The following is a 25,467-nucleotide window of genomic DNA, read 5'->3' on the forward strand; positions in this document are numbered from 1 at the left end:
CCGCAGTGGACGGCGTATCGTTTATGGACGACTGGGGTACGCAGATATCGCTGTTGATCTCCCCGAAGACCTGGGAACAGATTTTTAAACCGATGTACAAGGATTACAGCGACCTTGCGCATTCCAAGGGCAAGAAGATCTTTTTCCATTCGGACGGATACATCGAGGCCATCTATCCGCATCTGGTCGAAATCGGTCTGGATGCGATCAATTCACAGTTGTTTTGCATGAATATCGAAAATCTGGTTGAAAAATACGGCGATAAAGTCACTTTTTGGGGCGAAATCGATCGGCAGCACATTTTGCCGTTCGGAACGACCGAGGACGTGAAAAAAGCCGTCAATCGGGTGGCTTCCGCAGTTATCAAGAAAAACGGCAAGCGCACCGGCGCATTCGCCCAGTGCGAATGGAACGCCTTCGACCCCTATGAGAACATCGTGACCGTATTTGAGGAATGGGATAAGCAATGATATTGGAATTAAATTGTTTTTCGAGACGCACTTTCGGGTGCGTCTTTTTCATTTCAAAAGGCATTTTTACTTGTTACATCGCACATATGGTGGTATACTGTTTACATCCTCAGAAAGGAGAAAAAGCACATGCTTTATCCGAAAAATCAAACCGAAAAACTCGACAGAGAACTTTTTAAAAATCCCACCTGCGAATATCGCGGGACGCCGTTCTGGGCTTGGAACACCAAGTTGGACCAACAGCTCATGAACAAAGAAATAGACCATATGAAAGAGATGGGAATGGGCGGTTTCCACATGCATACCCGCGTGGGACTTGCGACCGATTATCTCTCCGATGAATATATGGAGGTCGTCAAGGGCTGCGTCGAAAAAGCGCGTGAGGACAATATGCTCGCATGGCTATACGACGAGGACAGATGGCCCTCCGGTGCCGCCGGCGGTCTTGTCACCAAACAGAAAAAGTACCGCGCGCGTTTCTTGCTTTTTACGCTGCATCCGGAACACAGTAAGACCGGAGACCTGCTTTCCAAATACAGTGTGGTTTTGGACGAGACCGGCTGTCTGAAGGATTATAAGAGATTGCCGAAGGACAGTGAGACCGAAAAAGCAAACGGAGATATTTGGTACGCATTTATCGAGTATCCCGAGGAGAGCACTTGGTACAACAACCAGACCTATCTTGATACGATGTCGCCGGAGGCTGTTCAACGTTTTATTGAAGTCACCCATGAGCGGTATAAAGAGGTTGTGGGAGATGAGTTCGGCAAACTGATACCGGCCATATTCACCGACGAACCGCAGATTCAAGCCAGCGACACCTTTGGATTTGCAAATGAGAAAAAGGACGTCAAACTTCCGTTCACGCAGACGTTTGCGAGGACCTATAAACAGACCTATAAAGAAGATATTCTGAATAAAATTCCGGAACTGTTTTGGAATTTGCCCAACGGTAAGATTTCAACCGCGCGCTATCACTTTTACGATCATGTGGCGGAACGCTTCGCTTCTGCTTTTGCGGATACAATCGGAAAATGGTGCCGCGAAAACAACATTTTAATGACCGGGCATCTGATGGCGGAACCGACACTCACCTCACAGACCAAATTCGGCGGTGAGGCGATGCGCCCGTATCGCAGTTTCGGAATGTCCGGCGTTGATATGCTCTGTGACAGACATGAGCTTTCCACCGCAAAACAGGCACAGAGCGCGTCACATCAATATGGTCAGCCGGGTGTGCTGAGCGAACTCTACGGCGTTACGAACTGGGATTATGATTTCCGAGGGCATAAGCTGCAGGGCGACTGGCAGGCCGCTTTGGGTATCTCCACGCGTGTGCATCACTTATACTGGGTCTCAATGGAGGGTGAAGCAAAGAGGGATTATCCGGCCGCCATCGGACATCAGTCCCCGTGGTATAAAGAATATCCTTGGGTTGAGGATCACTTTGCCCGTGTCAATACCGTTATGACGAGAGGCAAGCCGTTTGTCAGAGTCGGTGTCATCCATCCGATTGAATCCTGCTGGATCAATCTCGGGCCGCGCGAACAGAGCCAATCCATTATCGATGAGCTTGAAAAACGCTTTGACGACATCATTGAATGGCTGCTGTTTGGGACGATGGACTTTGATTTTATCTCCGAATCACAGCTGCCGAAGACCTATAACAAAGATTTAAAGGGATTCGGCGTCGGCGAAATGGAATATGACGCGGTCATTGTTCCGGCCTGTGAAACCATCCGCTCGACCACACTTGCGGCGCTTGAAGAGTTCGCAGCAAAAGGCGGAAAAGTCATCTTCGCCGGTCAAATTCCGGAATATGTCGACGCAGAACTTTCCGATAGAGCAAAAAAGATCGCTGCCGAATGCACGAAAGTCGAATGGTCACGGGAAGCCGTTTTGGACAGCATCAATTCGCTGCGCCAGATTGAAATTATCAATACAAAAGGAAACAAGGCGTCTAATCTGATCTATCAGATGCGGACTGACGGAGATATGAAGCAGGTGTTCATCAGTCATGTCTATCCGCCGGAAAGCAAAGACGTCGTGCCGGACGAACATTATAACATCATCTTGACAGGCGAATACAAACCGTCCGTATGTGATACGCAGACCGGTGAGATTTATGAGATTGGTGCAGATTATCAAAACGGCAATACCGTGATTCGGTGGGACTGCAGTGCCTATTCCTCGCTGCTGCTGTCTTTAGAGGTCGGAAGAACCGAGAAAACGGCTAAACAGGAAGAAATGCAATACATCGAAGTTGGCGAACTGGCCGGGAAGATGCCCATTACATTGGAAGAGCCGAATGTCTTGCTGCTGGACATGGCCGAATACTCGGTGGATGGCGGTGAATGGCAGCCCTGTGAAGAGATTTTACGTATCGACGATAAAGCTCGCACACAGCTTGGAATGAAACTGCGCGGTGGCGGATGGGCGCAGCCGTGGGTCACCAAGGAAAAGAGCCGTCCGAAGAATAATCTAAAATTGAAATTCACCATCGAATCCGATATCCGAGTCAAGGGTGCGCATCTGGCTCTTGAGAGTTTGGAATATACGAAGATCTTCCTGAACGGCCGCAAAGTGAATGCTCCGGCCGACGGTATTTATGTAGACGATTCCATCAAGACCGTGCCGCTGCCCGATATCAAGCCGGGGACGAATGAATTGATTCTCGATATCAAATTCGGCAAGTTGGTCATGGTCGAATGGTGCTATCTGTTGGGCGATTTCGGCGTTGAGGTCAAGGGTCGGTATTCAAAGATTGTCAAGCCCGTCACGGAACTTGCGTTCGGCGATTGGACAACGCAGGGACTTCCGTTCTATTCCGCGAATTTAATTTATCACTGCGAGATTGACGGCGGAAGCGATACGATGATTGAAGTTTCGAATTTCCGCGCACCACTTGTGGCCGTGGAGCTTGACGGAAAACGCGTCGGAACGGTCGCGATTTCACCGTATAAAGTCGAACTCGGAAAACTTTCACCCGGTAAGCACCGGTTGGATCTGACCGCTTACGGAAGCCGAATCAATACTTTCGGCGAATTGCATAACTGCAATCTGTCCGTCGACTGGTTCGGTCCGAACGGGTGGCGCAGTAAGGGCAACGAATGGGCATATGAATACCGCCTGTGGAAGAGCGGCATTTTGATCGCCCCGAAGGTCTGGAAAAAATAACGGAAAACTCTTGTTAAAAAGCACTTTGTTTTCCGTTAATGACAGATTGAAAAAGGCGCACCTTTCGGTGCGCCTTCTTTATTATCCTAACGGAGCGCTTTGCATGTAGTTAAGAAATTTCTAATCGATAAAATCCGAAAATATAGCATCTGTAAGCCATAATCTGTCCGAGATTCTTCGACTCCGCATTCGATGGTAAACCATCGAATTGCTTCGCTCAGAATGACATAATCTGCTTCTTTGTATTATTAATGTCTTTTCACTTTCCAAATGCCACTTTTTCAATCTCGAACGCAATCTGCAATTCTTCGTTGGTTGGAATAATGTAAATCGGAACCTTGGCATCCGGCGCGGAGATGTTGGCTTCTTTGCCGTTCATCTTTTCGTTGAGCACCGGGTCAAGCTTGATGCCGAACCGCTCCAGACCCGCGCACGCACCAGCACGCAACATCGGGGAACGCTCGCCGATACCGGCGGTAAACACAACCGCGTCCAACCCACCCATTTCAAAAGCATAGGAGCCGATCAGTTTTTTGACGTGATATCTTTGAATATCATTGGCCAGTTTGGCGCGTTCGTTTCCGGCCAGTTCAGCTTCTTCGAGCTCGCGGCTGTCGCTGCTGATACCGGAAACGCCCTGCAGGCCGCTTTTTTTGTTGACCAGTGTGTTTAAATCGGCCACCGACATTTTCTCTTTCTGGGCGATATAAAACAACGCCAGCGGGTCGATCATGCCGCAACGGGTACCCATCAAGATGCCGTCGCAGGTGCCGAAACCCATGGAAATATCAATGGATTTACCGCCGTCGACCGCACAGATGGAAGCGCCGTTTCCGATATGACAGGTGACGATTTTGGTATCCTTAATATCTTTACCGAGGAGCTGAGCCGCACGGTTTGCAACATATTGATGAGAGATGCCGTGAAAACCCATTTTACGGACGGCGTATTTTTTATAATATTCATAGGGGATGCCGTAAATCGCGTGAGCCATGGGCATGGTCTGATGGAAGGAGGTATCGAACACGCAAACCTGGGGAACATCTTTGCCGAACATATCAATGCAGGCGCGCACGGTATTGGCTTCGGCGGGATTATGCAGCGGGGCATATTCCGCATATTTATCGATTGTTGCAATCACCTTGTCGTCAGCAAGCACCGATTTGACGAGCTCCATGCCGCCGAAGACAATCCGATGACCGACTGCTTTGATGTCGGCAATAGAGTTGAGAACTTTTGTGCTTCCGGTTGTGACGAGTTCAATGACCTTTTTAAACGTGGTCATGTGGTCGGGAAGGGCGGTCTCGAGGGCAAGTTTTCTGCCGTCGGGGAATTTATATTTGATCCGGCCGTCGATTCCGATACGCTCGCAGTTGATCTCAGCGAGCACGCTGCGGGTTTCCATTTCGATCAGCTGACTTTTCAACGAAGAACTTCCTGCGTTAATTACAAAAAAAATCATGAATATACCCTCCAAAATTTCATGGACATCATTGTCACAGTGTTTTATACTACCACATTCGACAGGTTTTTGCAATATAAAAAAGTTTATTTGGTGTGTATTTAAAAGCACTATATAACCTTGTGCATATTGAAATTTTATCTTCGGTATAATATAATTCTAATACAAACTTACAGCATTTGGGGAGTGAGTGAGATTTACAGATTTGATGCGCTCAAAGCGCGCAAGATTCATTTCATCGGCATCGGCGGCAGCGGGATGTATCCGCTTGCACAGATTCTGCACAGCGAAGGTTACCAAATAACCGGTTCGGATAATAACCCTTCGCCTACAGTGGATGCCGTTCGGGAAATGGGAATTCCGGTGACAATGGGACATTCCCCGGAAAATATCGTTGACTGTGAACTGGTCGTCTATACGGCGGCACTGCTTGAGGACAACCCAGAACTGCTCGCGGCAAAAGCCAAGGGTATTCCTACCATGCCCCGCGCAAAGCTGCTCGGAATCGTCGCCAACTCCTATGAGAACGCCGTCGGTATCTGCGGCACGCATGGCAAGACGACCTCCACCTCAATGCTGACAGAGATATTTCTCAAGGCCGGTAAGGATCCGTCGGCTGTCATCGGCGGAAAACTGGCCTCGATCGGCGGAAGCGGCAGGGTCGGAAAGAGCGAATATATGACCTGCGAAGCCGACGAGTTCCGCGACACCTTTTTAAATATTTATCCCGCTTATTCATTGATTTTGAACGTTGACGAGGATCACCTCGAATATTTTAAAAACCTCGAAAACATTATCAAATCCTTTGCGCAGTTTGCAAATCAGACCAAAAAAGCGGTCATTGCCAACGGTGACGATGCAAACACGCTCAAAGTCGTAAAATCCTGTAAGACCGACGTTGTTTTATTCGGAACTTCCGCCGGCTGCCGTTTTCAGGCCCGAAATATCTCGGAAAACGGCCCTTATTTCTCCTTTGAGCTCTATAGCGACGGAAAACTTACGGGAAACATCGATTTAAAAATCCCCGGTAAACACAATGTGATGAATTCTCTCGGTGTGCTTGCCGCCGCCGATCAGTGCAGCGTAGAGATAAAAGATGCAATCGAAGCGGTCAACGCTTTTCAAGGTGCCGGAAGACGCTTTGAAACTATTGGCAAGTTTAACGGCTTCACATTGATCGACGATTATGCACATAATCCGACCGAGCTTGCGGCTACCATTTCCGCAGCGAAACTGATCGGATGCAAGCGCATCGTCGCGGTGTTTCAGCCGGTGACGTTTTCACGCACAAAACTGATGTTGGACGGACTGGCCGATTCATTAAATATGGCCGATCAGACAATTTTGCTGCCGATCATGGGCGCAAGGGAGATCAATACTTACGGTGTTTCATCGGCGGATCTGGCTGCCAAAATTAAAAACTGCGTTTTGACCGACGGGTTTGAATCGGCGGCAAAGGCGATCAAAGAAAACGCCGCGCCCGGCGATCTGGTTCTGACGCTCGGATGCGGCGACGTCTATAAGGTGATTCCGTATTTGAAAGATTTGATCAATGCATGATAAATAGAATTATTTTATTCTTGTGAAATTATAAATCTCATCCGCGAGATCGGCCATTTTTGCGCTTGCAAAATTTCCGGTGGCCAGCACGTCCAAATGTTCAGGTCTGCCGCTTAACCAGTCGAGCAATATCCCCTCATAAAGTACGCCGAACGCAGTTGCGTCGGAGATATAATCGAATATTACCAAATCAAAGCCGCCGAAAGCGGCTTTATTTGTTGCCGCTTCGAAATAATCGGTGTTGTCAAGCAATGTATATCGCCGTTTTTCTTCGGTCATTTCGGCATAATTTTGGTTGGTCGGATGCGGTGGCTGATAAACCCGCAGTTTTGGATTATCGCCATCTCTAAAGGTAATATACTTTCCGATATTGGAAAAGTCGGTATAGAGGATTTTCTTCCCGACCATGGAATATGCGTCCGCAATTCCCCGGACTGCGGCGTCCATGGCATGGGTTCCGCCGTAATATAAGATAATTTTATTCTCCATAAAGCGCCGCCTCCGTAAATGATTGTTTAGATTCTATCATATTCCGTCAGAAAAATAAATAATTTTTCGAGGCTTTCGAGAAAAAGCGAAGTGGCTTTCCATGTGAAGCAGATTGACGCTTATGTTCTGTTGATTTTTAAGGGCTTCACTATAAAGCGCATATCAATGATGAGACAAGCATACTCTTTTGAGAAAAGGAGGTGGTGGATACGGATGCCTTTGAAAGCGCATCTGCGGCACTGGGCGGGTCATTTTATCGGATGCTGTCAACGGTCGGACAGAAGCAGCGAAGCCATGCAACTGAAATCACGCTGCGAAAGGACCGGTGCTTTTGTATCAACAGCGAATGCGACACCGTCTTTTTCAGTAAAACAGGAAATCTGTGTACGGATGCCGCTTTTCAGCTCTATCGTCCTTCTGCCGCAGAGATGGAAGAGTGCCTGTTCCGACTCTGCGATTATTCCGTCCAGACTCACAGAGACCAGCTTTCGCAGGGCTATATCACCGTCAAGGGCGGCCATCGTGCGGGCATCTGCGGAAACGCGGTTCGAGATACGGCGGGGAAGATTATCAACTTCAGCGATATTTCGACCATTCGGCTGCGCATTGCAAGAAATATCGTCGGGGTCGCAGATCAATTCAAAGCGTATTTTCTGGGGCAGAACGCGGACACGCTCCGCTCATTGTTGATTGCAGGAGCGCCCGGAACCGGGAAAACCACGATTCTCCGGGATATTGCGAACGCGATATCAAATGCCAGATACGGCAGATTCTTCGCTGTTTCGGCGGCGGATGAACGCGGTGAACTCTCCCCGGAAGGTATTTGTTGTGATGTCATTCGCAATATGCCGAAAGCCGAGGCCATCCTGCTTGCTGTTCGAAATCTCCGGCCCGATGCAGTGCTTTGTGACGAAATCGGAACAACCGCCGAAGCAAGCGCACTGACTGAGGTCGTCAACAGCGGAGTCGCGGTATACGCTTCGATTCATGCAGGCAGTGCAGCCGAATTATTATTAAAACCTCAAATGTACATTTTGTCCGAAAACAAGGTCTTCCAACAGACGGTGCTGCTTTCGGGATATGACCGAAGTGGATATATCTATGAACATATCAACATGGAAGCGGTGAGTTGAGATGCGTCTGGCGGCGGCGCTTTTGGTGTGCCTGGCATCGATTTTGATCGGTTTTTCACAAGCGGCGCGGTTAAAAAAACGCAGAGCCGCTTTGGAGGAATTTCAGCGTGTGCTGATTGAGATCAAAGGCCTGCTGAAATACGAGAACGCCTCTACCGATGCCATTTTCCGAAAAATCGAACAGCTCCGGTTACCTTATCTGGGGACTTTTTTTACAAAATGGCGCATCTATTCCGAAAAATCCGATCCGGCGGCGGCCCTGAAAAAAGCAGCAGCCGAATTGCCCGATTGCCTTTTAAAAGACGACCGGGCGCTGTTTCAAAAACTGGGTGCGTTTTTAGGCCGCAGCGATGCGCAGACACAGATCGAATTATGCACGCAGCTGGCGGAAAAATGCAACGCTATGCTTGCCGAATATGAACGCGATCACGGCAATCTGACGGGACTTTATCAGAAACTCGGCATCCTGATCGGAATCGGCGCCGCAATTTTGATTTTGTAAAATTTCGTCGGCGAAAAGACTGATTTTTAAATGGGAAGGGAACGCAATGCTGGACATCAATTTTATTTTCAAGGTTGCGGCAATCGGCCTTATCGTGGCAGTGCTTTATCAAATTCTCTCGCGTTCCGGGCGGGAGGAACAAGCGATGCTGACCACATTGGCAGGTTTGATTGTGGTGATGACAATGATTATCTACGAAATCAGCAATCTCTTCCGTACCATCAAGTCGCTGTTCGGACTATGAGCATTGACATTCTCACGGTTGCGCTTCTGGGAATGGTGACGGCGGTGATCTGCGTGATATTAAAACAGTACAAGCCCGAATTCAGCGCTGCACTTGCAATCGGGTTTTCGGTGATTTTAATGCTGTACCTGCTCACACGAATCACCCCCATTGTAAACGCTTTGGAGACATTGGCCGATCAGAGCGGTATCCCGACCGAATTCTTTACCGCGGTCACAAAAGCGCTTGGTATCAGCATTCTGGTTGGGCTTGCCTGTGACAGCTGTGTTGACGCCGGTCAGAATTCCCTCGCTTCAAACATCGAACTCGCCGGGAAAATCGCTATTGTTCTGATTTGTATCCCTTTAATCGGCGAAATTGTGGAAGTGGTGAAAAAACTGCTGATATGAAAACGAGAAGACGAACGAAATGGGCGGCCGCATTGCTGTTCGGCATTTTAATCGCTGTTAATCTGTTTTGCTTTACACCGGGCGCTCTGACCGATGAAGAATATAATCAGCTCGTTGAAGAGCAGCTGACCGAATTCGGGGCGGATGAAGTCGAACAACTTCCGGACGAACAGACGAAAGTTCTCCTTGAGCAGATAGGACTCGGTGAGATCAATCCTTCGGAATTTCTGGATCTTCAGCCTGACAGCATGGCTGAGATTATCATGGCATTGACCAAAAAGAGTTATCCCGCGCCGCTTGCCGCCTGTTTTGCCGTCTGTGCGGTTTTGCTGATCGGGCAGCTGATGAACGGGCTGCGGCTCGAAAACCGCCCCGGTTTTGAAAAGGCCTATCAGTATTTCGCGGTCGTCGCAGCCGCTTCTGCGATCTTGATCCCGCTCGTGAGCCGGATCAACGAGTCGTTCGTGCGGATTGATGAGGCGTCGGTGTTTATGACCGGATTTGTTCCGGTTTTTACAGCGGCGGTGTCAGCCTCGGGGCAGCCGATCTCTGCGACGGTCTCAGCGGCGACGCTGCTTGCGGCTGCCGAAATTGCAATGTGGGCAGTAAAATCCGTGGTGCTTCCTGCCTGCGGGATTTTTGCGGCGTTCGGCATGGTCGCCGGTGTTACGGGCAACGCCGATCTGGAAAAACTGTCGGGATTTTTTAAGGGGTTGGTTGTGTGGATTCTGGGCGCTGCGGCAACGATTTTAGTCGGAATGATGTCGCTGAAATCTTTCTTATCTTCTGCGGCGGATTCCGTGACCATCCGGACCTTGAAAATGCTGGTCTCGGGTTCGGTACCGATTGTCGGAGGAGGATTGTCGGACGCGGTTTCCTCGGTGGTATCGTGCTTTTCTTTGATTAAAAATGCGTTCGGATTTTTCGGAGTCGCGGCGGTTTTACTCTGCGTGCTGCCAGAAATAATCACGATTGCGATTTGGAAACTTGCCGTCGGTCTGTGTTCGGCTTTGGCGTCTTCAACCGACCAGAAAGGTGTGGCAAAGTTGCTGAAAACCCTCGGAGATATGCTGTCGATTGTGATTGCAGCGTTGGTTTTGACGGTACTTGTCTTTATTGTCGGCATCGCAGTCATGATGAAGACCTACGGAGGCATATAATGCTGAGAAACTGGTGTATCGGCTTGTGTGCGGGCGGAATCTTCTGCTCGATTATCCAATTACTCTCCCCGACCAAACGCACAGAACGGGTGATGCGGTTTGCGTGCGTGCTGTTGTTTTGCCTGTGTTTTTGCTTGCCGCTGATCGGTGCCCAGCTTCCCGAGATTGATTTTAATATGCCGGAGCTGACCGATTCGGCAGCAGGATATTCCTACGGTGAACTCAACGGGGGCGTGGAATTTTTAATCATGAAGAAGCTCAAAACAATCGGCGTGGATGCAAAGAGCGTCACGGTAAACGTCGAGAGTGAAAATCCGAAAGCGGTCGTGGAAATCAACGGGTCACAGTCGGCGGCGTTTGTTTTAATTGAGAACTGTATCAAAGAGAATTTCGGTTTGGAAACCCAGATCATACTCTCGGATTGAGGTGAGAATTTGTCCGTCATCGAAAAATTCACGGAGCGCTTCGGCAAAGATAAAAAGCTCCGCATTGCCGTGATTGTCCTGCTGGCGGCAGCGGCGGTCCTGCTTTTAGTCTCAGAATTCATTAAAACGGCCTCGGAAAATGCACAGACGACATCTATGTCGGAATATACGGAGCAGCTCGAGCATAAAGTTAGTGACTTGCTCAGCCGAGTCGACGGTGTCGGCCGCATTGAGGTTGTCATCACGCTGCAGACGAACGCCGGCTTGAATACGAGTGCCGTCACTGCGGCAGCAGAACCCGAGATCAGAGGCGTCGTGATTCTATGTGACGGGGGAGACGACATCAGGACGGTCGCGAAAATCACCGAGATCGTGTCCGCGGCTCTCAATATCGGCTACAATCAAATCTACATCACAAAAATGAGCAGCGAATAGGAGGCATTTTTCAATGAAAAACGGAAAGCGGCAGATTATATTGGCGGCCTTGGTGGTGGCGTTGGGAGTGACGGTATATCTCAGCTGGGTATTCGGCAATCAGACACCGCTGACCGATCCAACGGGCGCGACCAATCTCAGCGATGTCATCGACGTCGGAAATACCGAAATAGAGGGCGTTGAGGGGATATTGACTGAAAACGCCGAAAAATACTTCACTACGGCACGCCTGTCCCGCCAAAAGACACGGGATGAGGCGATCCAGACCATGCAGGAGACGATAAACACCGCCACCGATGATGAGGTGAAAATGACCGTTGCACAGTCGGTTTTGGTTATGGCGGACAATATTGAGGCCGAGGGCAGAATTGAAAATCTTGTGATGGCAAAGGGCTTTGCCGACTGTATGGCTTACATCAACGACGGAACGGTCAGTGTCGTGGTAGCGACCGGAGAGGACGGTCTGACCGCAAACCAGGCGGCACAGATTCAGGACATTGCGGTCTCCGAAACCGGTGCAGACGTCGAAAATATTCGTATTATCGAGATGAAGTAAGAAAAATCAATTTATAGAATTATTTTTGTTAGATTCCATATTCGACGGTCAGAATTATCGTGTTGTTGAAATGAAATGAGAACTTTCGGTTGATATAGTCGCTTTTGTGTGGTATAATGACCACGCAAAAACGACTAAGTTTTTGTGTATTTGTATGTAAAATATCAAAAATTTAAAGAAAGAAAATTTATATGAATCGAAGAGAGTCCAGAGAAGCAGGATTTCTGATCGCGTTTGAACAGTCTTTTACAGGTCAGGATATCGAGGCCATCACAGAGCTTGCAAAAGAATACAGGGAATTCAAGTACGATACCTATTCGCTCGAATTGGCAAAGGGTGTTGCGGAAAATCGCGATCAAATTGACAATTTCATCACTGAAAACCTGAAAGACTGGACTTTGGGGCGTATCTCCAAGGTCTCTCTTGCGATTTTACGCTGCTGTATCTATGAATTTAAAATCGGTAAAACCGTGCCGGAGGAAATTGCCATCAACGAAGCGGTCGAGCTTTCGAAAAAATATTCGCTGCCGGAAGATACGGCGTTCGTCAACGGTATTTTGGGCTCTATCTCCCGTATTGAGAAAAAACAAGAAGAGGAACCCGACGAAAAAAAACAAGATGAATAAAAACGATTCGGTATTGGCAAACGCCAATAAATCAGTATTGGCAAACGTCAATAAATCAGTGTTGGCGTTGGATACAAGCAATTATACAACTTCTGCCGCAGTGTTCAAAGGCGGCTTTGATCAGGGCCAAACGGGTCTTGTTCAAAGTCGTCTTTTATTACCCGTAAAAGCGGGTGAAAAAGGACTGCGCCAGAGCGACGCAGTATTTTTGCATACCAAACAATTGCCGGAAGTGATTGAAAAGCTCGGTAAAATCGTTGATATCGGTGCAATCGGATACAGTTCCGCACCGAGGGATTGCGATGATTCTTATATGCCGTGTTTCAAAGTCGGAGAAGCAATGGCGCGGTCGATGGCTTCCGTTCTGGGCGTGCCTTGTCATGCGTTTTCCCATCAGGCGGGGCATATCGCCGCCGCTGTCTTCGGATTGGACATGCTGTCGCTGTTATCGGAGGAATTTTATGCGTTTCATCTATCCGGCGGTACCCTTGAATGCGTTCTGGTGCGTCCGGATAAAAATAAAATTATCACCTGCGAAATCGTCGGGGGTACTGCCGACATCAGCGCGGGGCAGGCGATCGATCGGATAGGCGTGATGATGGGAATGAAATTCCCCTGTGGTTCGGAACTTGAGCAGTTGGCACTGAAAAGTACGCAAACGTTTAATCGGAAAGCCCCGATTAAAGACGGCAGGGTCTGTTTATCCGGTCTTGAAAATTTATGCATGGAACTGTATAATAAAGAGTGTCCGGAAGATGTTGCAAAATTTTGTTTTGAATATCTGGGATTGAGTATTTCGGAACTGTCCCGAGAATTGACAAAAGCGCATCCGGAGGCCAAAATCGTCTATTGCGGCGGGGTGGCGGCAAACACTATCATCCGCGAAAAACTTGCCTGTGACCGGGCCTTGTTTGCTCCCGTACCGTTTTGCACCGACAACGCGGCGGGAACCGCTGTTTTAACCGCAATTATGGAGGGCATTCTGTGAGTATTGCTTTAACGGTAACACAATTGAATACCTATTTAAAAGCGGTTATGGACAGTGATGATTTACTGCGCAGCGTCTTTGTGACCGGTGAAATTTTAAATTTTACCCGACATTTTAAAACGGGACATCTCTATTTCACGCTTAAAGACGGAAACAGTGCCATCAAATGCGTGATGTTCGCTCCGCAGACCAAGCGCCTCAAATTTACCCCTTCAGATGGGCTTGCGGTCATTGTCAACGGCAGAGTTTCATTATTTGAACGCGATTCGAATTGTCAGATTTATGTTGAGAATATCTCTCCGAACGGCGCCGGTGTCGCTAAAGAGGCTCTGAAAAAACTGTTTGAAAAGCTGAACGCCGAACATTTGTTCGATGAAGCACAAAAACTTTCATTACCGAAATATCCGAACAAAGCAGCCGTAATCACTTCGGCTTCAGGTGCTGCTTATCAAGATGTGGTCTCGGTCTGGAAACGACGTTGGCCGCTCTGCGAGTTGGAATTGATTCCGGCGACAGTGCAGGGGGAACAAGCGGTCACACAGATCTGTGCCGCGCTGAAAAAGCTGCAAAAAACCGATGCCGATGTCATTTTATTGACCCGAGGCGGCGGTTCTGATGAGGATCTTTGGCTTTTTAACGATGAGGAATTGGTTCGCACAGTCGCAGCGAGCAACATTCCGATCGTCAGCGCCGTTGGGCATGATATTGATTATACGCTTTGCGATATGGCGGCCTCGATGCGGGCTGCAACTCCGACTGCAGCAGCTGAGTTGGTCTTTCCTGATTGGCGTGAAGTAAATCGGATTATCGATTTGTTATCCTTCGACAATGCAAAAGCGATTAATGCACAGCTTGTCGATTACGAATACAGGATCAACATTGATTTATCTGCTTCGTTGAATGTTTTATTATCCGTTAAGCGGCAGCAGTGGATTCATCAATGTGAAAAGTTGGAAGCCTTGTCACCCGTTTCGACGCTGCTGCGCGGATATACCATTGCGATTTCGGACGGGGAACCCGTTCAGAGCGCAAAAGAAATGAAACTTAAAAAGGATTTTGATTTAAAATTTTTTGACGGCGAAGTTCCCTGCAAGGTCAGGACGGAGGAAAGCAAATGAGTGAGAAAAAATTTGTCTTTGAAGAAGCCTTAAAACAGCTTGAGGAGATCAATCAACTGCTTTCGGCGGGCAATGTGATGCTCGACGAAGGTATTTCCCTATATGAGGAAGGCGCAAAACTGGCTTCGCAATGCAAAGAAGCACTCGAAAAAGCAAAAGAACGCATTTCAAAAATGGAGTTAAAAAATGATTGAAACCGAATTTCTCAAAGAGTTTAAAATAAAAACAGAAAACGCCGAACAGGCGGTTTTGCGTTATCTTCCGAAGGCGGAATCCTATAACAAAACGACCGTCGAGGCGATGATTTACAGCGTGAAAAACGGCGGAAAGCGGCTGCGTCCTCTGCTGATGATTGAATTTTTTAATCTCACCGGTAATGATGAGACGCCGATCTATCCGTTTGCCGCCGCCTTGGAATATATCCATTCCTATTCGCTGGTGCACGACGATCTGCCCTGCATGGACAACAGCGACCTGCGGCGCGGAAAACCGTCTACCCATAAACAATTCGGGCAGTGGCAGGCTCTTTTAGCCGGTGACGGTCTATTGAATTATGCATTTGAGATCGTTTTAAATCATGCGGATTTTTCGAAGCTCCCAGCCGAAACGGTTTGTGCCTGCTTAAAAGAACTTGCGCAGGCATCCGGAATTACGGGGATGGTCGGCGGTCAAAACCTCGACCTCGAGAGTGAGGGTAAACGCCTTACAGCCGAAGAATTAACGCTTTTACAGAGTAAAAAGACCGGTGCCATCATCAAAGCTGCCGGCAGAATCGGCGTAATCGCCTCGGGCGGAGATGAAAACACGCTTCGGCTGGCGGATGAATACTGCGAAAACCTGGGTCGGATGTTTCAGATCACCGATGATATTCTCGATGTCAGCGGAGACGAAAAGCTTCTAGGAAAACCGACAAACGGCGACAGTGTCCATGATAAATCCACCTTCGTCAGCGAACTCGGCCTTACCAAAGCAAAGACGGTCGCAGGAGAGCTGACAGAGAACGCCGTTAAAGCTGCGCAAGCACTAAACTGTGATTTCCTCGCCGAACTTGCCAAATACCTGCTCATACGCAAGAACTGATGTAGAAACGGAGAAAAAATGATTCCCAACGGAATGCTTTCAAAAATAAATAATCCTGCTGATCTCAAGCCGCTGAATCAAAAACAGCTTGAACAGCTTTGCGTTGAAATTCGCAGGGAGATCATGGAGGTTGTCTCGAAAAATGGCGGCCATCTGGCTTCGAATCTGGGGACAGTCGAGTTGACCTGCTGCCTCGAAAAAGTGTTTTGTGACAAAGAGGACAGTATTATATTCGACGTCGGTCATCAGTGTTATACCCATAAACTGCTCACGGGCCGAAAGGAATGCTTTGATACCCTGCGCAAAGAAAACGGGATTTCGGGCTTTTTGCGCCCGTCCGAGAGCGAATACGACGCGTTTGTCAGCGGCCACAGCAGTACGGCGCTCTCCTCGGCATTGGGGCTTTCGGCTGCAAAGCATATGCGCGGCGAGAACGGGCAAGTAGTTGCAGTCATCGGCGACGGTGCGGCAACCGGCGGGCTTTTTTACGAAGCGCTCAACAACGCGGCACAATCGGAAAACAAAGTCGTTATCGTCATAAACGACAACGAGATGTCAATTTCCAAAAACATCGGGGGCATTTCGAAACATCTGGCAAAACTGACGTCTCGGCGTAGTTATTTCGATTTTAAAGATTTCGTCGAGAAATTCTTAAAAGGCATACCGTTGATCGGAAAAGGTTTATTCAGAGCCGCAGTACACCAACGCGATTTTTTGAAACGGATTTTTGCACACAGCACTATTTTTGCCGATATGGGCGTGAAATACATCGGCCCGGTGGACGGACACGATATCGGACAGCTATTGGCGGTTTTCGAACGGGCAAAAAAGCGCGACGTCTCCGTGGTGGTGCATTGCATTACCGTAAAGGGGAAAGGCTTCACAGAGGCCGAAAACAATCCGACACAGTTCCATTCGACCGCTCCGTTCATCATTGAAAACGGAGCAGCGGTCAAACCACCCGACATCGACTTTTCCGGCGCATTCGGAGAGGTCATGTGCCGTCTTGCGGAATCGGATGAACGCATCTGCGCGGTGACAGCCTCGATGTGCGACGGCACCGGGCTTTCTGTATTTTCAAAACGGTTTCCGAATCGCTTTTTCGATGTGGGCATCGCAGAACAGCACGCCGTGACTTTTTGCGCCGGACTTGCAAAAGGCGGTATGATTCCGGTGTTGGCTGTCTATTCGACTTTTTTGCAGCGCGGATATGATCAGCTTATTCACGATGTTGCCATCGCCGGCTTGCACGTCATTTTTTGCATCGACAGGGCGGGCTTTGTCGGCGCGGACGGTGAGACCCATCACGGTCTTTTTGACGTCGCTTATTTTAACAGCATTCCCGGTTTCACGGTATTTTCACCGGCAAATTTCGAGGAATTGAATCAATGTCTGGAGCGCGCTGTAAACCTAAGCGGACCGGTTGCGATCCGTTATCCCAAAGGCATTCAAAAGCTTGTACAAGTTGTGGGAAACGAAAGTCATAAAAATAATATCCTTGCTGTCGGATACGGGCGCGTCGGGGTCAACGTTTTAAACGCAAGCCACGGTATCGCGGAAGCCGTTAAGCTTTTACAGATAAAACCCATCGAAGACAAAATTATAAAAAATTCGCTCGGGTATAAAAAAATTGTGTTTTTCGAAGAAGCCGTTCATTCGGGCTCGGTCGGCGAGGAATTTTTATTTCAACTGCAAAAACAGGGTTTCCGAGGAGAATTTGAGCAAATTTGTATCCCCGATGAATTTGTGGCACAGGCGAGCGTATCAAGCCAGTTAAAACAATACGGCCTCGATGAAGACAGCATCCGTCAGCGGCTTTTAAACCTCATAAAAAACGGTGACCGCAAATGAGGGCCGATCTGCTGCTGGTTCAAAAAGGACTCGCCCCGAGCCGTCAAAAGGCGCAGGAGCTGATTAAGTCCGGAAAGGCACTTACCGACGGCAGAACCGTTAAAAAGCCGTCCGAGGAGCTCGCAGAAAGCTGCAATCTGATCTGTGAAAGCGGCTGTGAGTTTGTCGGACGCGGCGGATATAAGCTCAAAGCGGCGCTTGATGAGTTTTCCATTGATGTCTCGGGTCTTGTTGCTGCCGATATTGGCGCAAGCACGGGTGGATTCTGCGACTGTATGCTGCAAAGAGGCGCAAAGAAAATTTATGCCGTAGACGTAGGCCATGGCCAACTCGTGCCCTCGATTCAATCCAACCCGCATGTCGTCTCTTTGGAAGGGATCAATGCAAAGGACCTCGATTGGCGGATTTTCGGAGAAAAAGTCGATTTTCTGACGGCGGACCTCTCGTTTATTTCAGCGACGATTTTATTCGATAAATTTCGAGAAGTGTTGAAAGATGACGCCGCGGCTGTTATACTGATAAAGCCACAGTTTGAAGCCGGAAAGAGCAATATCGGTAAAAACGGAATTGTAAAAGATCCAAAAGCTCATCTCGATGTCTTGAAAAATGCCGCAGAACGCGCAAAAGAAAGCGGGTTCATTATTCAGGGTATTACCAATTCTCCGATCACCGGCGGAGACGGAAACGTTGAATTTTTATTATTTTTAAAAACCGCTGGTGCAGAAATTGCAGATACGGAAAAAGAGATTTTAAAAGCTGTAGAAAAGGCGAACAAACTCGGGAAGGATGATGTCCAATGAAAATCGCAATGCTGCCGTCGATTGTCTGTGATGCAAGTATTCCTGCGGTCACGGAAGTGTGCCGATATTTGAAATCCAAAGACGTTGAGGTTATAACGCTTGAAAAATATTGCGGTTACGGGGATGTCTGCAGCTACACCGACGATTTTTACGGCATGATTAAAAATTGTGACATTGTGGCGGCTATCGGCGGTGACGGCATTATGCTTCACGCTGCCAAACACGCCGCACAATTTGATAAACCGGTTCTGTGCATCAATTGCGGGAGAATGGGGTATTTGGCGTCGATGGAAGCCGGAGAGATCACCCTTTTAGATAAAGTGGCAGACGGAAATTATCGTGTTTTGGAACGCAGAATGCTCTCGGTTTCGCATGAGAGTAAAGACGAAATCAAAGAATTTTATGCACTCAATGACGCGGTTCTCGGCAGCGGTAATATCGCCAAGACGGTCGAAATTGAGGTTATGTGCGAAAATCGGACCGTGATGAAAGTTAAGGGCGACGGCGTGATTTTTTCGACACCGACAGGTTCGACCGCTTACGCCTTTTCTGCCGGTGGCCCTGTGATTGATCCCAATATCAACTGTGTTTCGTTAACCCCGGTCTGCCCGCATTCTTTTTCTACAAGAACGCTGGTTTTTTCGGCACCGGTTGAATTTACCGCCAAAGTTCATCGGGGTGAAGTATTCCTGACAGTCGACGGAGAAGAGGGCATTCGATTTGAAAGCAATGACACGCTGCATATCGGTACTTCCGATAAAACCGTAAAATTTATCACTTTAAAAGACAAGAGTTTCTTTGATGTTTTTCGCGAAAAAATCAATGAGTAAAACCGAAGACAACTGAAATAGATAAACGAAAGGAAGATTCGAGATGAAAAACAAGCGTCAGGAAAAGATTTTGGAACTGATTTCCGGAAATGAGATTCAGACCCAGGATGATCTGTTAAAAATGCTCAATGATTCGGGCCACAATGTCACCCAGGCTACGGTTTCACGGGACATCAAAGAACTGAAACTTGTCAAAGTCACCACGAGCAACGGCAAATACCGCTACAGCGTCGGCAACAGGAGTAATTCCAGCGAACCGGAATCAAGGTTTATTTCTATGTGCGAGCAAAACGCAATTACCGCCGATTATGCGGGCAACATCTGTGTGATACGGTGTCTGAGCGGAACCGCAAACGCCATCTGCGCCGCTATGGACGTGGCCAGAAGCGATATTGTCGGTACTATTGCGGGTGACGACACGATCTTTGTTTTGTTTAAAACAGCGCAGCAGGCGGAGGATTTCAGTACCCATATTCTGCGCATCATCAGCGATTGACCTTAAAATAAGGCGGTTTTCGGCATGCTGACCAAACTATATATCGAGAATGTCGCCGTCATCAAATCGGCGGATGTGGATTTTAATGCAGGGTTCACGGTATTGACCGGTGAGACCGGTGCAGGTAAATCGGTTATAATCGACTCTGTCAATGCGATTCTGGGACAGAGAACCTCCAAAGACCTTGTGCGCTACGGCGCGCCAAAGGCCTATGTCAGCGCGACCTTTTCCGAGCTTTCGCCTGATGTGGTCAAGCTTCTTGATGAAAACGGATATGATCACGACGAGGGCGAATTGATTTTGTCCCGTGAGATTCAGGCGGGCGGAAAAACCACCGCAAGAATTAACAGCCGCCCCGCAACCGCGCAGATTCTGCAGGAACTCGGAAACCGTTTAATCAATATTCACGGCCAGCACGACAATCAAAAACTGCTCGATGAAAATGCACATTTGGATATTTTGGACTCGCTTGGGGAATACCCCGAAGCACTCGCCGATTATCAAACTGCTTACATAGAATTAAAGCATATTAAATCAGAACTTGAACAGCTTTTGAAAAACATCAATGATCGCGAAGAACGGCTCGAAATTTTAAAATATCAGATCAATGAATTGGAATCGGCGCATCTTCAAAAAGGTGAAATAGAATCGCTGGAGGCCGAACGGCTTTTGATTATGCATGCCGAAAAAGTGGCAGAAGCCGTAGAAAATGCACGCAGTCTCATCGACGGAAATTCGAATATCGACGGCGTGCGTGCCGATTTAACCGAAAGCGTCCGACAGCTGGATTTAACGGCAAAATACTCCGAAAACGCCGGTGCGATTGCAAAGCGGCTTGACGAGATTACGATGGTTTTACAGGAAATTTCGTTCGATCTGTCCGACCTGGCAGACGGGCTTAATTTCGATCCGGGGCGTCAAGCGGAAATCGAGGACCGTTTAAATATGTTGGATAAATTGCGCCGCAAATACGGCGATGATGAGACGGCGATGCTTGATAAACTGACGCATTTAAAAGCGGAATACGATATCCTGATTGACAGCGACTTTCAGACGCAAAAGTTAAAGGATGAATTTGATAATGCAAAGCAAAATACCTTTACAAAAGCGCGAGCGCTTTCAGAGAGGCGCCATACGATTGTGACCCGGTTTATGAACGACGTCGCTCAGGAACTGGCCTTTTTACAGATGCCGAACGTCAAACTAGAAGCCGCATTTGAAAAAATACCGCTCAGCAGTACGGGGTATGATAAAGTTGTTTTCCTGATTTCGGCCAACATCGGCGAACCGCCGAAATCTATTTCAAAAATCGCTTCGGGCGGTGAATTGTCGCGTATCATGTTGGCCATCAAGAGCGTATTATCCTCACATGACGATATTCCGACCCTCATTTTTGACGAAATTGACGCCGGTGTCAGCGGGAAAACCGCCTCCAAGATCGGTATAAAGATGAAACACGTCTCGAAAAACCGGCAGGTTATTTGCGTAACACATCTTGCGCAGATCGGGGCTTATGCCGACAGCCATCTGTTGATTGAGAAAGCAGAAAGCGAAACCGATACGCGCACCACGATTTCGGTTTTAGACGCACAGGGCAGAGTGGATGAACTTGCCCGCATCCTAGGCGGCTCGGAAATTACCGAGACCACGCGCAGCAATGCGCGGGAACTGCTTGCGCAAGCAGCGCGTGAACAAGTTTTGTATTTACAGAAGGAAAGAACAGATTGAAATTTATACTGTTTTTTGTTATACTGTCTGCATACCTTTGTGAAGGAGTCCGATTATGACACTTTTTGAAGAACTGAAAGCCCGGGAACTTGTGGCACAGACCACGGACGAACAGCTGATCGCCGAAAAACTCGAGAAAGAAAACGTTACTTTCTATGTCGGGTTTGATCCGACTGCAGACAGTCTGCACATCGGTCATCTGCTTGCGATCGTCTCAATGGCACGCCTGCAAAGAGCCGGACACAAACCGATTGCATTGATCGGCGGCGGGACGGCCATGGTCGGAGACCCCTCGGGCCGCAGTGATATGCGTCAAATGCTCACAAAGGAGCAGATTGAATATAACGGCAATTGTTTTGTCAGCCAGATGTCGGCGATATTGGACTTCACAAGCGATAAGCCCAACAAGGCAATCCTAGTCAACAACGCCGATTGGCTTTTAAAACTCAACTATATTGATTTTTTGCGTGAAATCGGTTCGCATTTTTCGGTCAACCGGATGCTGACTTTCGAGTGTTATAAATCGCGGATGGAAAAAGGTCTTTCTTTTATCGAATTCAACTATATGCCCATGCAGAGTTATGACTTTTTAATGTTATTTCGAAAGTACGGCTGTACCATGGAATTCGGCGGCGATGATCAGTGGTCGAATATTCTGGGCGGCACAGAACTCATTCGCCGTATTGAAGGTGCTGACGCTAACGCGATGACCTTCAATCTGTTGCTAACCGCAGAGGGCAAAAAGATGGGCAAAACCGCCAAAGGCGCGGTTTGGCTGGATCCCAAAAAGACCTCACCGTATGATTTTTATCAGTACTGGCGCAACATCGACGACGCCGACGTGATCAAGACCATGAAGATGCTGACCTTTATCCCGCTTGAACAGATCGCGGAATACGAAAAAGCCACCGGAAGCGAACTGAACGCGGTCAAAGAGACGCTGGCTTATGAGATTACCCAGATGATTCACGGTAAAGAGGCGGCTGACGGATGTCTGACAGCGGCAAAGGCGCTGTTCGGCGGCGGCGGCGACTTGGAGAATATGCCGAGTACCGAGATCACCAAAGACGAATTCGAAGCAGATGGTATCGAAGTGCTGAAACTGCTGACGCTTTCGAAACTGGCACCTTCCCGCGGAGAGGGACGACGACTAATCGAACAGGGCGGCATCAGCGTAGACGATGAAAAAGTCAAATCATTTGGTGAAAAAGTCTCGATAAACGCATTTGATAAGGGTTCTGTCATTATCAAAAAAGGGAAAAAGGTCTTTCACAGAATTATTTTAAAATAGAAAACAAGTTTGGTATATTAACTGAACCCAAATACCAAAAATTGAATCTGTAAAATAGGATGGCCAATTCATATGAATATCGACAAAATTAACGAGATGCTTAAACCATATGGTTTAAATCAAATCTCCGAAATCCCGATTGAATCAATCGTATTTGAGGACGAAGTCCGAAAAAACTGTGAAGCAAACGTCTGCGGCAGATACGGTAAGACCTGGGGGTGTCCTCCGGGCATCGGTCCGGTTGCAGGATGGAGAGAAAAGGCAATGTCCTTTACACATGCGGTAATGTTCAACTATGTAGGTAATATCGAAGATTCCTATGATTTTGAAGGGATGCAGGAAATCGGAAAGCGATTCGGCGAAATTGTCAGTGCGTTTAATAAGAAGCTGCAAGAAGATAATGAAAAATATCTGCTATTCGGTGCGGGGAGCTGCTCACTTTGCGAAAAATGCACCTATCCCGACGAACCCTGCCGGCATCCCGAGAAAATGGTACCGTCGATGGAGTCTTGCGGAATGTTTGTCGCCAAAATGGCCGAACCCAACGGATTCAAGTACATAAACGGAACGAACACCGTGACCTATTTCGGCCTTATCGTATATTAATAATTCGTAAAAAGAGGTAATCATGGATATCACATTTAATCAAACAGGAGAATTGACACTCGGGGGGATTACAGCCACAAAACTCGCCCAACAATATCAAACGCCGCTTTATGTGATGGAAGAGGACAAAATCCTCTCGGCAATCAGGGCATATAAAGACAATTTTAAAAAGTATTATCGGGGCAATGCCGTTATCTGTTATGCCAGTAAAGCTTTTACTTGCAAAGAAATGTACCGCATCTGCGATCAGGAGGGTATCTGTACTGATGTCGTGTCCGGCGGCGAACTTGCAACTGCGCTGGCGGTTGGTTTCCCGGCCGAAAGAGCATTTTTTCACGGCAACAATAAGACTGAGGAAGAACTGACGCTGGCTATTCAATCCGGTGTCGGAATGATCATTGTCGATAACCTCACGGAGCTTGAGCGTGTCGAGGTAATCAGTGCCTCTCTCGATAAAGTAACCAGGGTATCGTTCCGCATCAAACCCGGTATCGAAGCACATACCCATGAATATATCAAAACCGGTCAGATCGATTCAAAATTCGGCCTTGCGCTTGAAAACGGAGAAGCCATCGAGGCTGTTCAGCGTATCTGCTCAAATTACGCGCATCTCGAACTCGTCGGACTGCATTCGCACATCGGTTCGCAGATTTTTGATGCGGAACCGTTTATGGATTCGGCACGCGTGATGCTGCGCTTTCTAAAAAAGGTTAAAGAGATCACGGGTAAAACGCTTAAGCATTTGTCGCTCGGCGGCGGTCTCGGCGTCAAATATACCGATTCCGACAATCCGATGCCGCTTGGAGAAGCCATTAAAATGGTCTCCGAAGCCGTTATGGATGAATGCGGCAAACTGGGTCTCGACCTGCCGGAGCTTTCTGTCGAACCGGGTCGCAGCATCGTCGGAGAAGCGGGAACAACTCTCTACACAGTCGGAAGCGTCAAAGAGATTGCGGGTATCCGTAACTATGTTGCCATCGACGGCGGCATGACCGACAACCCCCGTTATGCGCTGTACGGTTCGGTTTACACTGTTTTGATTGCGAACAGAGCCAACGAGAAAAAGGATTATATCGCAACCGTAGCCGGTCGGTGCTGTGAATCCGGCGACTTGATCGGTAAGGACATGGAAATTCAAAAACCGGTTCCGGGTGATATTTTGGCCGTTTTGACGACGGGTGCATATAATTACACCATGGCGTCCAATTATAACCGCGTCCCAAGACCTGCGGTAGTCTTTGTCAAAGACGGACAGAGCCGTGTGGTTATACGCCGCGAGACCTACGAAGATCTCTATCATTTTGATGTCTGAGGGTTTGAAAGGACGGCCGATGAGTGAACAGTTATAACGTGTGGGCACAGTTTTACGATGATTTGATGGATTTCGATTATCCCGCGTTGTGCGATTATTACGAATCCGTCTTTGAAAAGTACAACTGTCATCCTCACACGGTTCTCGACCTCGCCTGCGGCACGGGAAAAGTCAGTGCAGAACTTGCAAAACGCGGTTATGATATAACGGGTATCGATCTCAACGAAAACATGCTGGCGCAAGCGCAGTTCAATCTGGCTGATTATCCTGAAACTTTGCTTTTACATCAAGACATGCGGGAATTGGACCTCAACGACACGGTGGATTCCGTCGTCTGTGCGCTGGATGGATTCAATCATCTGTCAGATACCCGGTCTTTCGTTTCGGCACTTCAAAGAGCAGCTTTGTTTCTAAACCGAAACGGGCTGCTTATTTTTGATCTTATTTCAGAGGGAAAATTCTTTAAAGTTCTTTCCGATAATGTTTCGGTATTTGATTTGGATCGGCTCTATTGCGTTTGGCAATCGGAACTTTCGGGAAAACGCACCATCCGTCATACATTGGATTTTTTTATCTCCAACAAAAACGACAGATACAGGCGCGACAGCGAATATTTTAGCGAGTATTGGTTCAGTCCGACTACAGTGAAAAACGCGCTAAAAAAAGCCGGATTAACACTTCTGGAGATCAATACAAAAGACCCAATGCGAACATTTTATATTGCAGGGAAAGGGTGAAA

Annotated in this window: 27 protein-coding genes; 25 read left to right on the forward strand and 2 right to left on the reverse strand. The window is 48.0% G+C overall.

What is annotated here, in order from left to right; translation table 11 throughout:
* Positions 1-470 (forward strand): uroporphyrinogen decarboxylase family protein (locus PK629_02460; GenBank protein ID HOP10330.1); only part of this gene is annotated, 470 nt, incomplete at its 5' end.
* Between the two features lie 129 nt (positions 471-599).
* Complete coding sequence (locus PK629_02465) at positions 600-3,647, forward strand: hypothetical protein (protein ID HOP10331.1); 3,048 nt, start codon at positions 600-602, stop codon at positions 3,645-3,647.
* Between the two features lie 259 nt (positions 3,648-3,906).
* On the opposite strand, the gene PK629_02470 is transcribed toward PK629_02465, so the two are convergent.
* The gene (locus PK629_02470) at positions 3,907-5,109 is read right to left on the reverse strand and encodes an acetate kinase (GenBank protein ID HOP10332.1); all 1,203 of its coding nucleotides are present in this window, start codon (positions 5,107-5,109) and stop codon (positions 3,907-3,909) included.
* A 186-nt stretch (positions 5,110-5,295) separates the two neighbouring features.
* Between PK629_02470 and murC the strand changes: the two genes are divergently transcribed.
* Entirely contained in the window at positions 5,296-6,669 is a 1,374-nt protein-coding gene (gene murC, locus PK629_02475) for a UDP-N-acetylmuramate--L-alanine ligase (protein ID HOP10333.1), read from the forward strand.
* A gap of 9 nt (positions 6,670-6,678) precedes the next feature.
* On the opposite strand, the gene PK629_02480 is transcribed toward murC, so the two are convergent.
* Entirely contained in the window at positions 6,679-7,158 is a 480-nt protein-coding gene (locus PK629_02480; protein HOP10334.1) for a cob(I)yrinic acid a,c-diamide adenosyltransferase, read from the reverse strand.
* A 203-nt stretch (positions 7,159-7,361) separates the two neighbouring features.
* On the opposite strand from PK629_02480, the gene PK629_02485 reads away from it, so the two are divergent.
* From PK629_02485 to PK629_02590, 22 genes are all read left to right on the forward strand, one after another.
* Positions 7,362-8,291, forward strand: coding sequence for an ATPase, T2SS/T4P/T4SS family (locus PK629_02485; protein HOP10335.1), 930 nt, complete (start codon positions 7,362-7,364; stop codon positions 8,289-8,291).
* 1 nt (position 8,292) lies between these two features.
* A complete protein-coding gene (locus tag PK629_02490) occupies positions 8,293-8,793 on the forward strand; it encodes a stage III sporulation protein AB (protein ID HOP10336.1) in 501 nt (166 codons plus the stop codon).
* Between the two features lie 49 nt (positions 8,794-8,842).
* Positions 8,843-9,037, forward strand: coding sequence for a stage III sporulation protein AC (spoIIIAC, locus tag PK629_02495; GenBank protein ID HOP10337.1), 195 nt, complete (start codon positions 8,843-8,845; stop codon positions 9,035-9,037).
* A complete protein-coding gene (locus PK629_02500; protein HOP10338.1) occupies positions 9,034-9,426 on the forward strand; it encodes a SpoIIIAC/SpoIIIAD family protein in 393 nt (130 codons plus the stop codon). The genes spoIIIAC and PK629_02500 overlap by 4 nt, the downstream gene beginning before the upstream one ends.
* Positions 9,423-10,586, forward strand: a complete 1,164-nt coding sequence (locus tag PK629_02505) for a hypothetical protein (protein ID HOP10339.1) — start codon at positions 9,423-9,425, stop codon at positions 10,584-10,586. The genes PK629_02500 and PK629_02505 overlap by 4 nt, the downstream gene beginning before the upstream one ends.
* A complete protein-coding gene (locus tag PK629_02510) occupies positions 10,586-11,011 on the forward strand; it encodes a hypothetical protein (protein ID HOP10340.1) in 426 nt (141 codons plus the stop codon). The genes PK629_02505 and PK629_02510 overlap by 1 nt, the downstream gene beginning before the upstream one ends.
* 9 nt (positions 11,012-11,020) lie before the next feature.
* Positions 11,021-11,446, forward strand: coding sequence for a hypothetical protein (locus PK629_02515; protein ID HOP10341.1), 426 nt, complete (start codon positions 11,021-11,023; stop codon positions 11,444-11,446).
* A gap of 13 nt (positions 11,447-11,459) precedes the next feature.
* Positions 11,460-12,002: a SpoIIIAH-like family protein gene (locus PK629_02520; protein ID HOP10342.1), complete on the forward strand. Its 543-nt coding sequence runs from the start codon at positions 11,460-11,462 to the stop codon at positions 12,000-12,002.
* A 191-nt stretch (positions 12,003-12,193) separates the two neighbouring features.
* A complete protein-coding gene (gene nusB / locus PK629_02525) occupies positions 12,194-12,628 on the forward strand; it encodes a transcription antitermination factor NusB (protein ID HOP10343.1) in 435 nt (144 codons plus the stop codon).
* Positions 12,621-13,616 (forward strand): peptidase M22, encoded by a 996-nt coding sequence (locus tag PK629_02530; protein ID HOP10344.1) that lies wholly within the window; start codon positions 12,621-12,623, stop codon positions 13,614-13,616. Before nusB ends, PK629_02530 begins: the two co-directional genes overlap by 8 nt.
* A complete protein-coding gene (gene xseA / locus PK629_02535; protein HOP10345.1) occupies positions 13,613-14,734 on the forward strand; it encodes an exodeoxyribonuclease VII large subunit in 1,122 nt (373 codons plus the stop codon). The genes PK629_02530 and xseA overlap by 4 nt, the downstream gene beginning before the upstream one ends.
* Positions 14,731-14,928 carry an exodeoxyribonuclease VII small subunit gene (gene xseB, locus PK629_02540; GenBank protein HOP10346.1) on the forward strand — a complete coding sequence of 66 codons (198 nt, stop codon included), beginning with the start codon at positions 14,731-14,733 and terminating at the stop codon, positions 14,926-14,928. The genes xseA and xseB overlap by 4 nt, the downstream gene beginning before the upstream one ends.
* Entirely contained in the window at positions 14,921-15,814 is an 894-nt protein-coding gene (locus tag PK629_02545) for a polyprenyl synthetase family protein (GenBank protein ID HOP10347.1), read from the forward strand. Before xseB ends, PK629_02545 begins: the two co-directional genes overlap by 8 nt.
* Before the next feature lie 18 nt (positions 15,815-15,832).
* Positions 15,833-17,665: a 1-deoxy-D-xylulose-5-phosphate synthase gene (gene dxs / locus PK629_02550; protein ID HOP10348.1), complete on the forward strand. Its 1,833-nt coding sequence runs from the start codon at positions 15,833-15,835 to the stop codon at positions 17,663-17,665.
* Complete coding sequence (locus PK629_02555; GenBank protein HOP10349.1) at positions 17,662-18,465, forward strand: TlyA family RNA methyltransferase; 804 nt, start codon at positions 17,662-17,664, stop codon at positions 18,463-18,465. The genes dxs and PK629_02555 overlap by 4 nt, the downstream gene beginning before the upstream one ends.
* Complete coding sequence (locus PK629_02560) at positions 18,462-19,295, forward strand: NAD(+)/NADH kinase (GenBank protein HOP10350.1); 834 nt, start codon at positions 18,462-18,464, stop codon at positions 19,293-19,295. Before PK629_02555 ends, PK629_02560 begins: the two co-directional genes overlap by 4 nt.
* 43 nt (positions 19,296-19,338) lie before the next feature.
* Positions 19,339-19,791 carry an arginine repressor gene (gene argR, locus PK629_02565; GenBank protein HOP10351.1) on the forward strand — a complete coding sequence of 151 codons (453 nt, stop codon included), beginning with the start codon at positions 19,339-19,341 and terminating at the stop codon, positions 19,789-19,791.
* 24 nt (positions 19,792-19,815) lie between these two features.
* Positions 19,816-21,519, forward strand: a complete 1,704-nt coding sequence (gene recN, locus PK629_02570) for a DNA repair protein RecN (protein ID HOP10352.1) — start codon at positions 19,816-19,818, stop codon at positions 21,517-21,519.
* Positions 21,520-21,571: 52 nt separating this feature from the next.
* Positions 21,572-22,810 (forward strand): tyrosine--tRNA ligase, encoded by a 1,239-nt coding sequence (gene tyrS, locus PK629_02575; GenBank protein HOP10353.1) that lies wholly within the window; start codon positions 21,572-21,574, stop codon positions 22,808-22,810.
* 72 nt (positions 22,811-22,882) lie between these two features.
* Positions 22,883-23,416 carry a DUF2284 domain-containing protein gene (locus tag PK629_02580; GenBank protein ID HOP10354.1) on the forward strand — a complete coding sequence of 178 codons (534 nt, stop codon included), beginning with the start codon at positions 22,883-22,885 and terminating at the stop codon, positions 23,414-23,416.
* Between the two features lie 22 nt (positions 23,417-23,438).
* A complete protein-coding gene (lysA, locus tag PK629_02585; protein HOP10355.1) occupies positions 23,439-24,728 on the forward strand; it encodes a diaminopimelate decarboxylase in 1,290 nt (429 codons plus the stop codon).
* Positions 24,729-24,751: 23 nt separating this feature from the next.
* Positions 24,752-25,465, forward strand: coding sequence for a class I SAM-dependent methyltransferase (locus tag PK629_02590; protein HOP10356.1), 714 nt, complete (start codon positions 24,752-24,754; stop codon positions 25,463-25,465).
* The last annotated feature ends 2 nt before the right edge of the window (positions 25,466-25,467 follow it).

The sequence above is a fragment of the Oscillospiraceae bacterium genome, from assembly GCA_035380125.1.
In the GTDB taxonomy this organism is placed as follows: domain Bacteria; phylum Bacillota; class Clostridia; order Oscillospirales; family JAKOTC01; genus DAOPZJ01.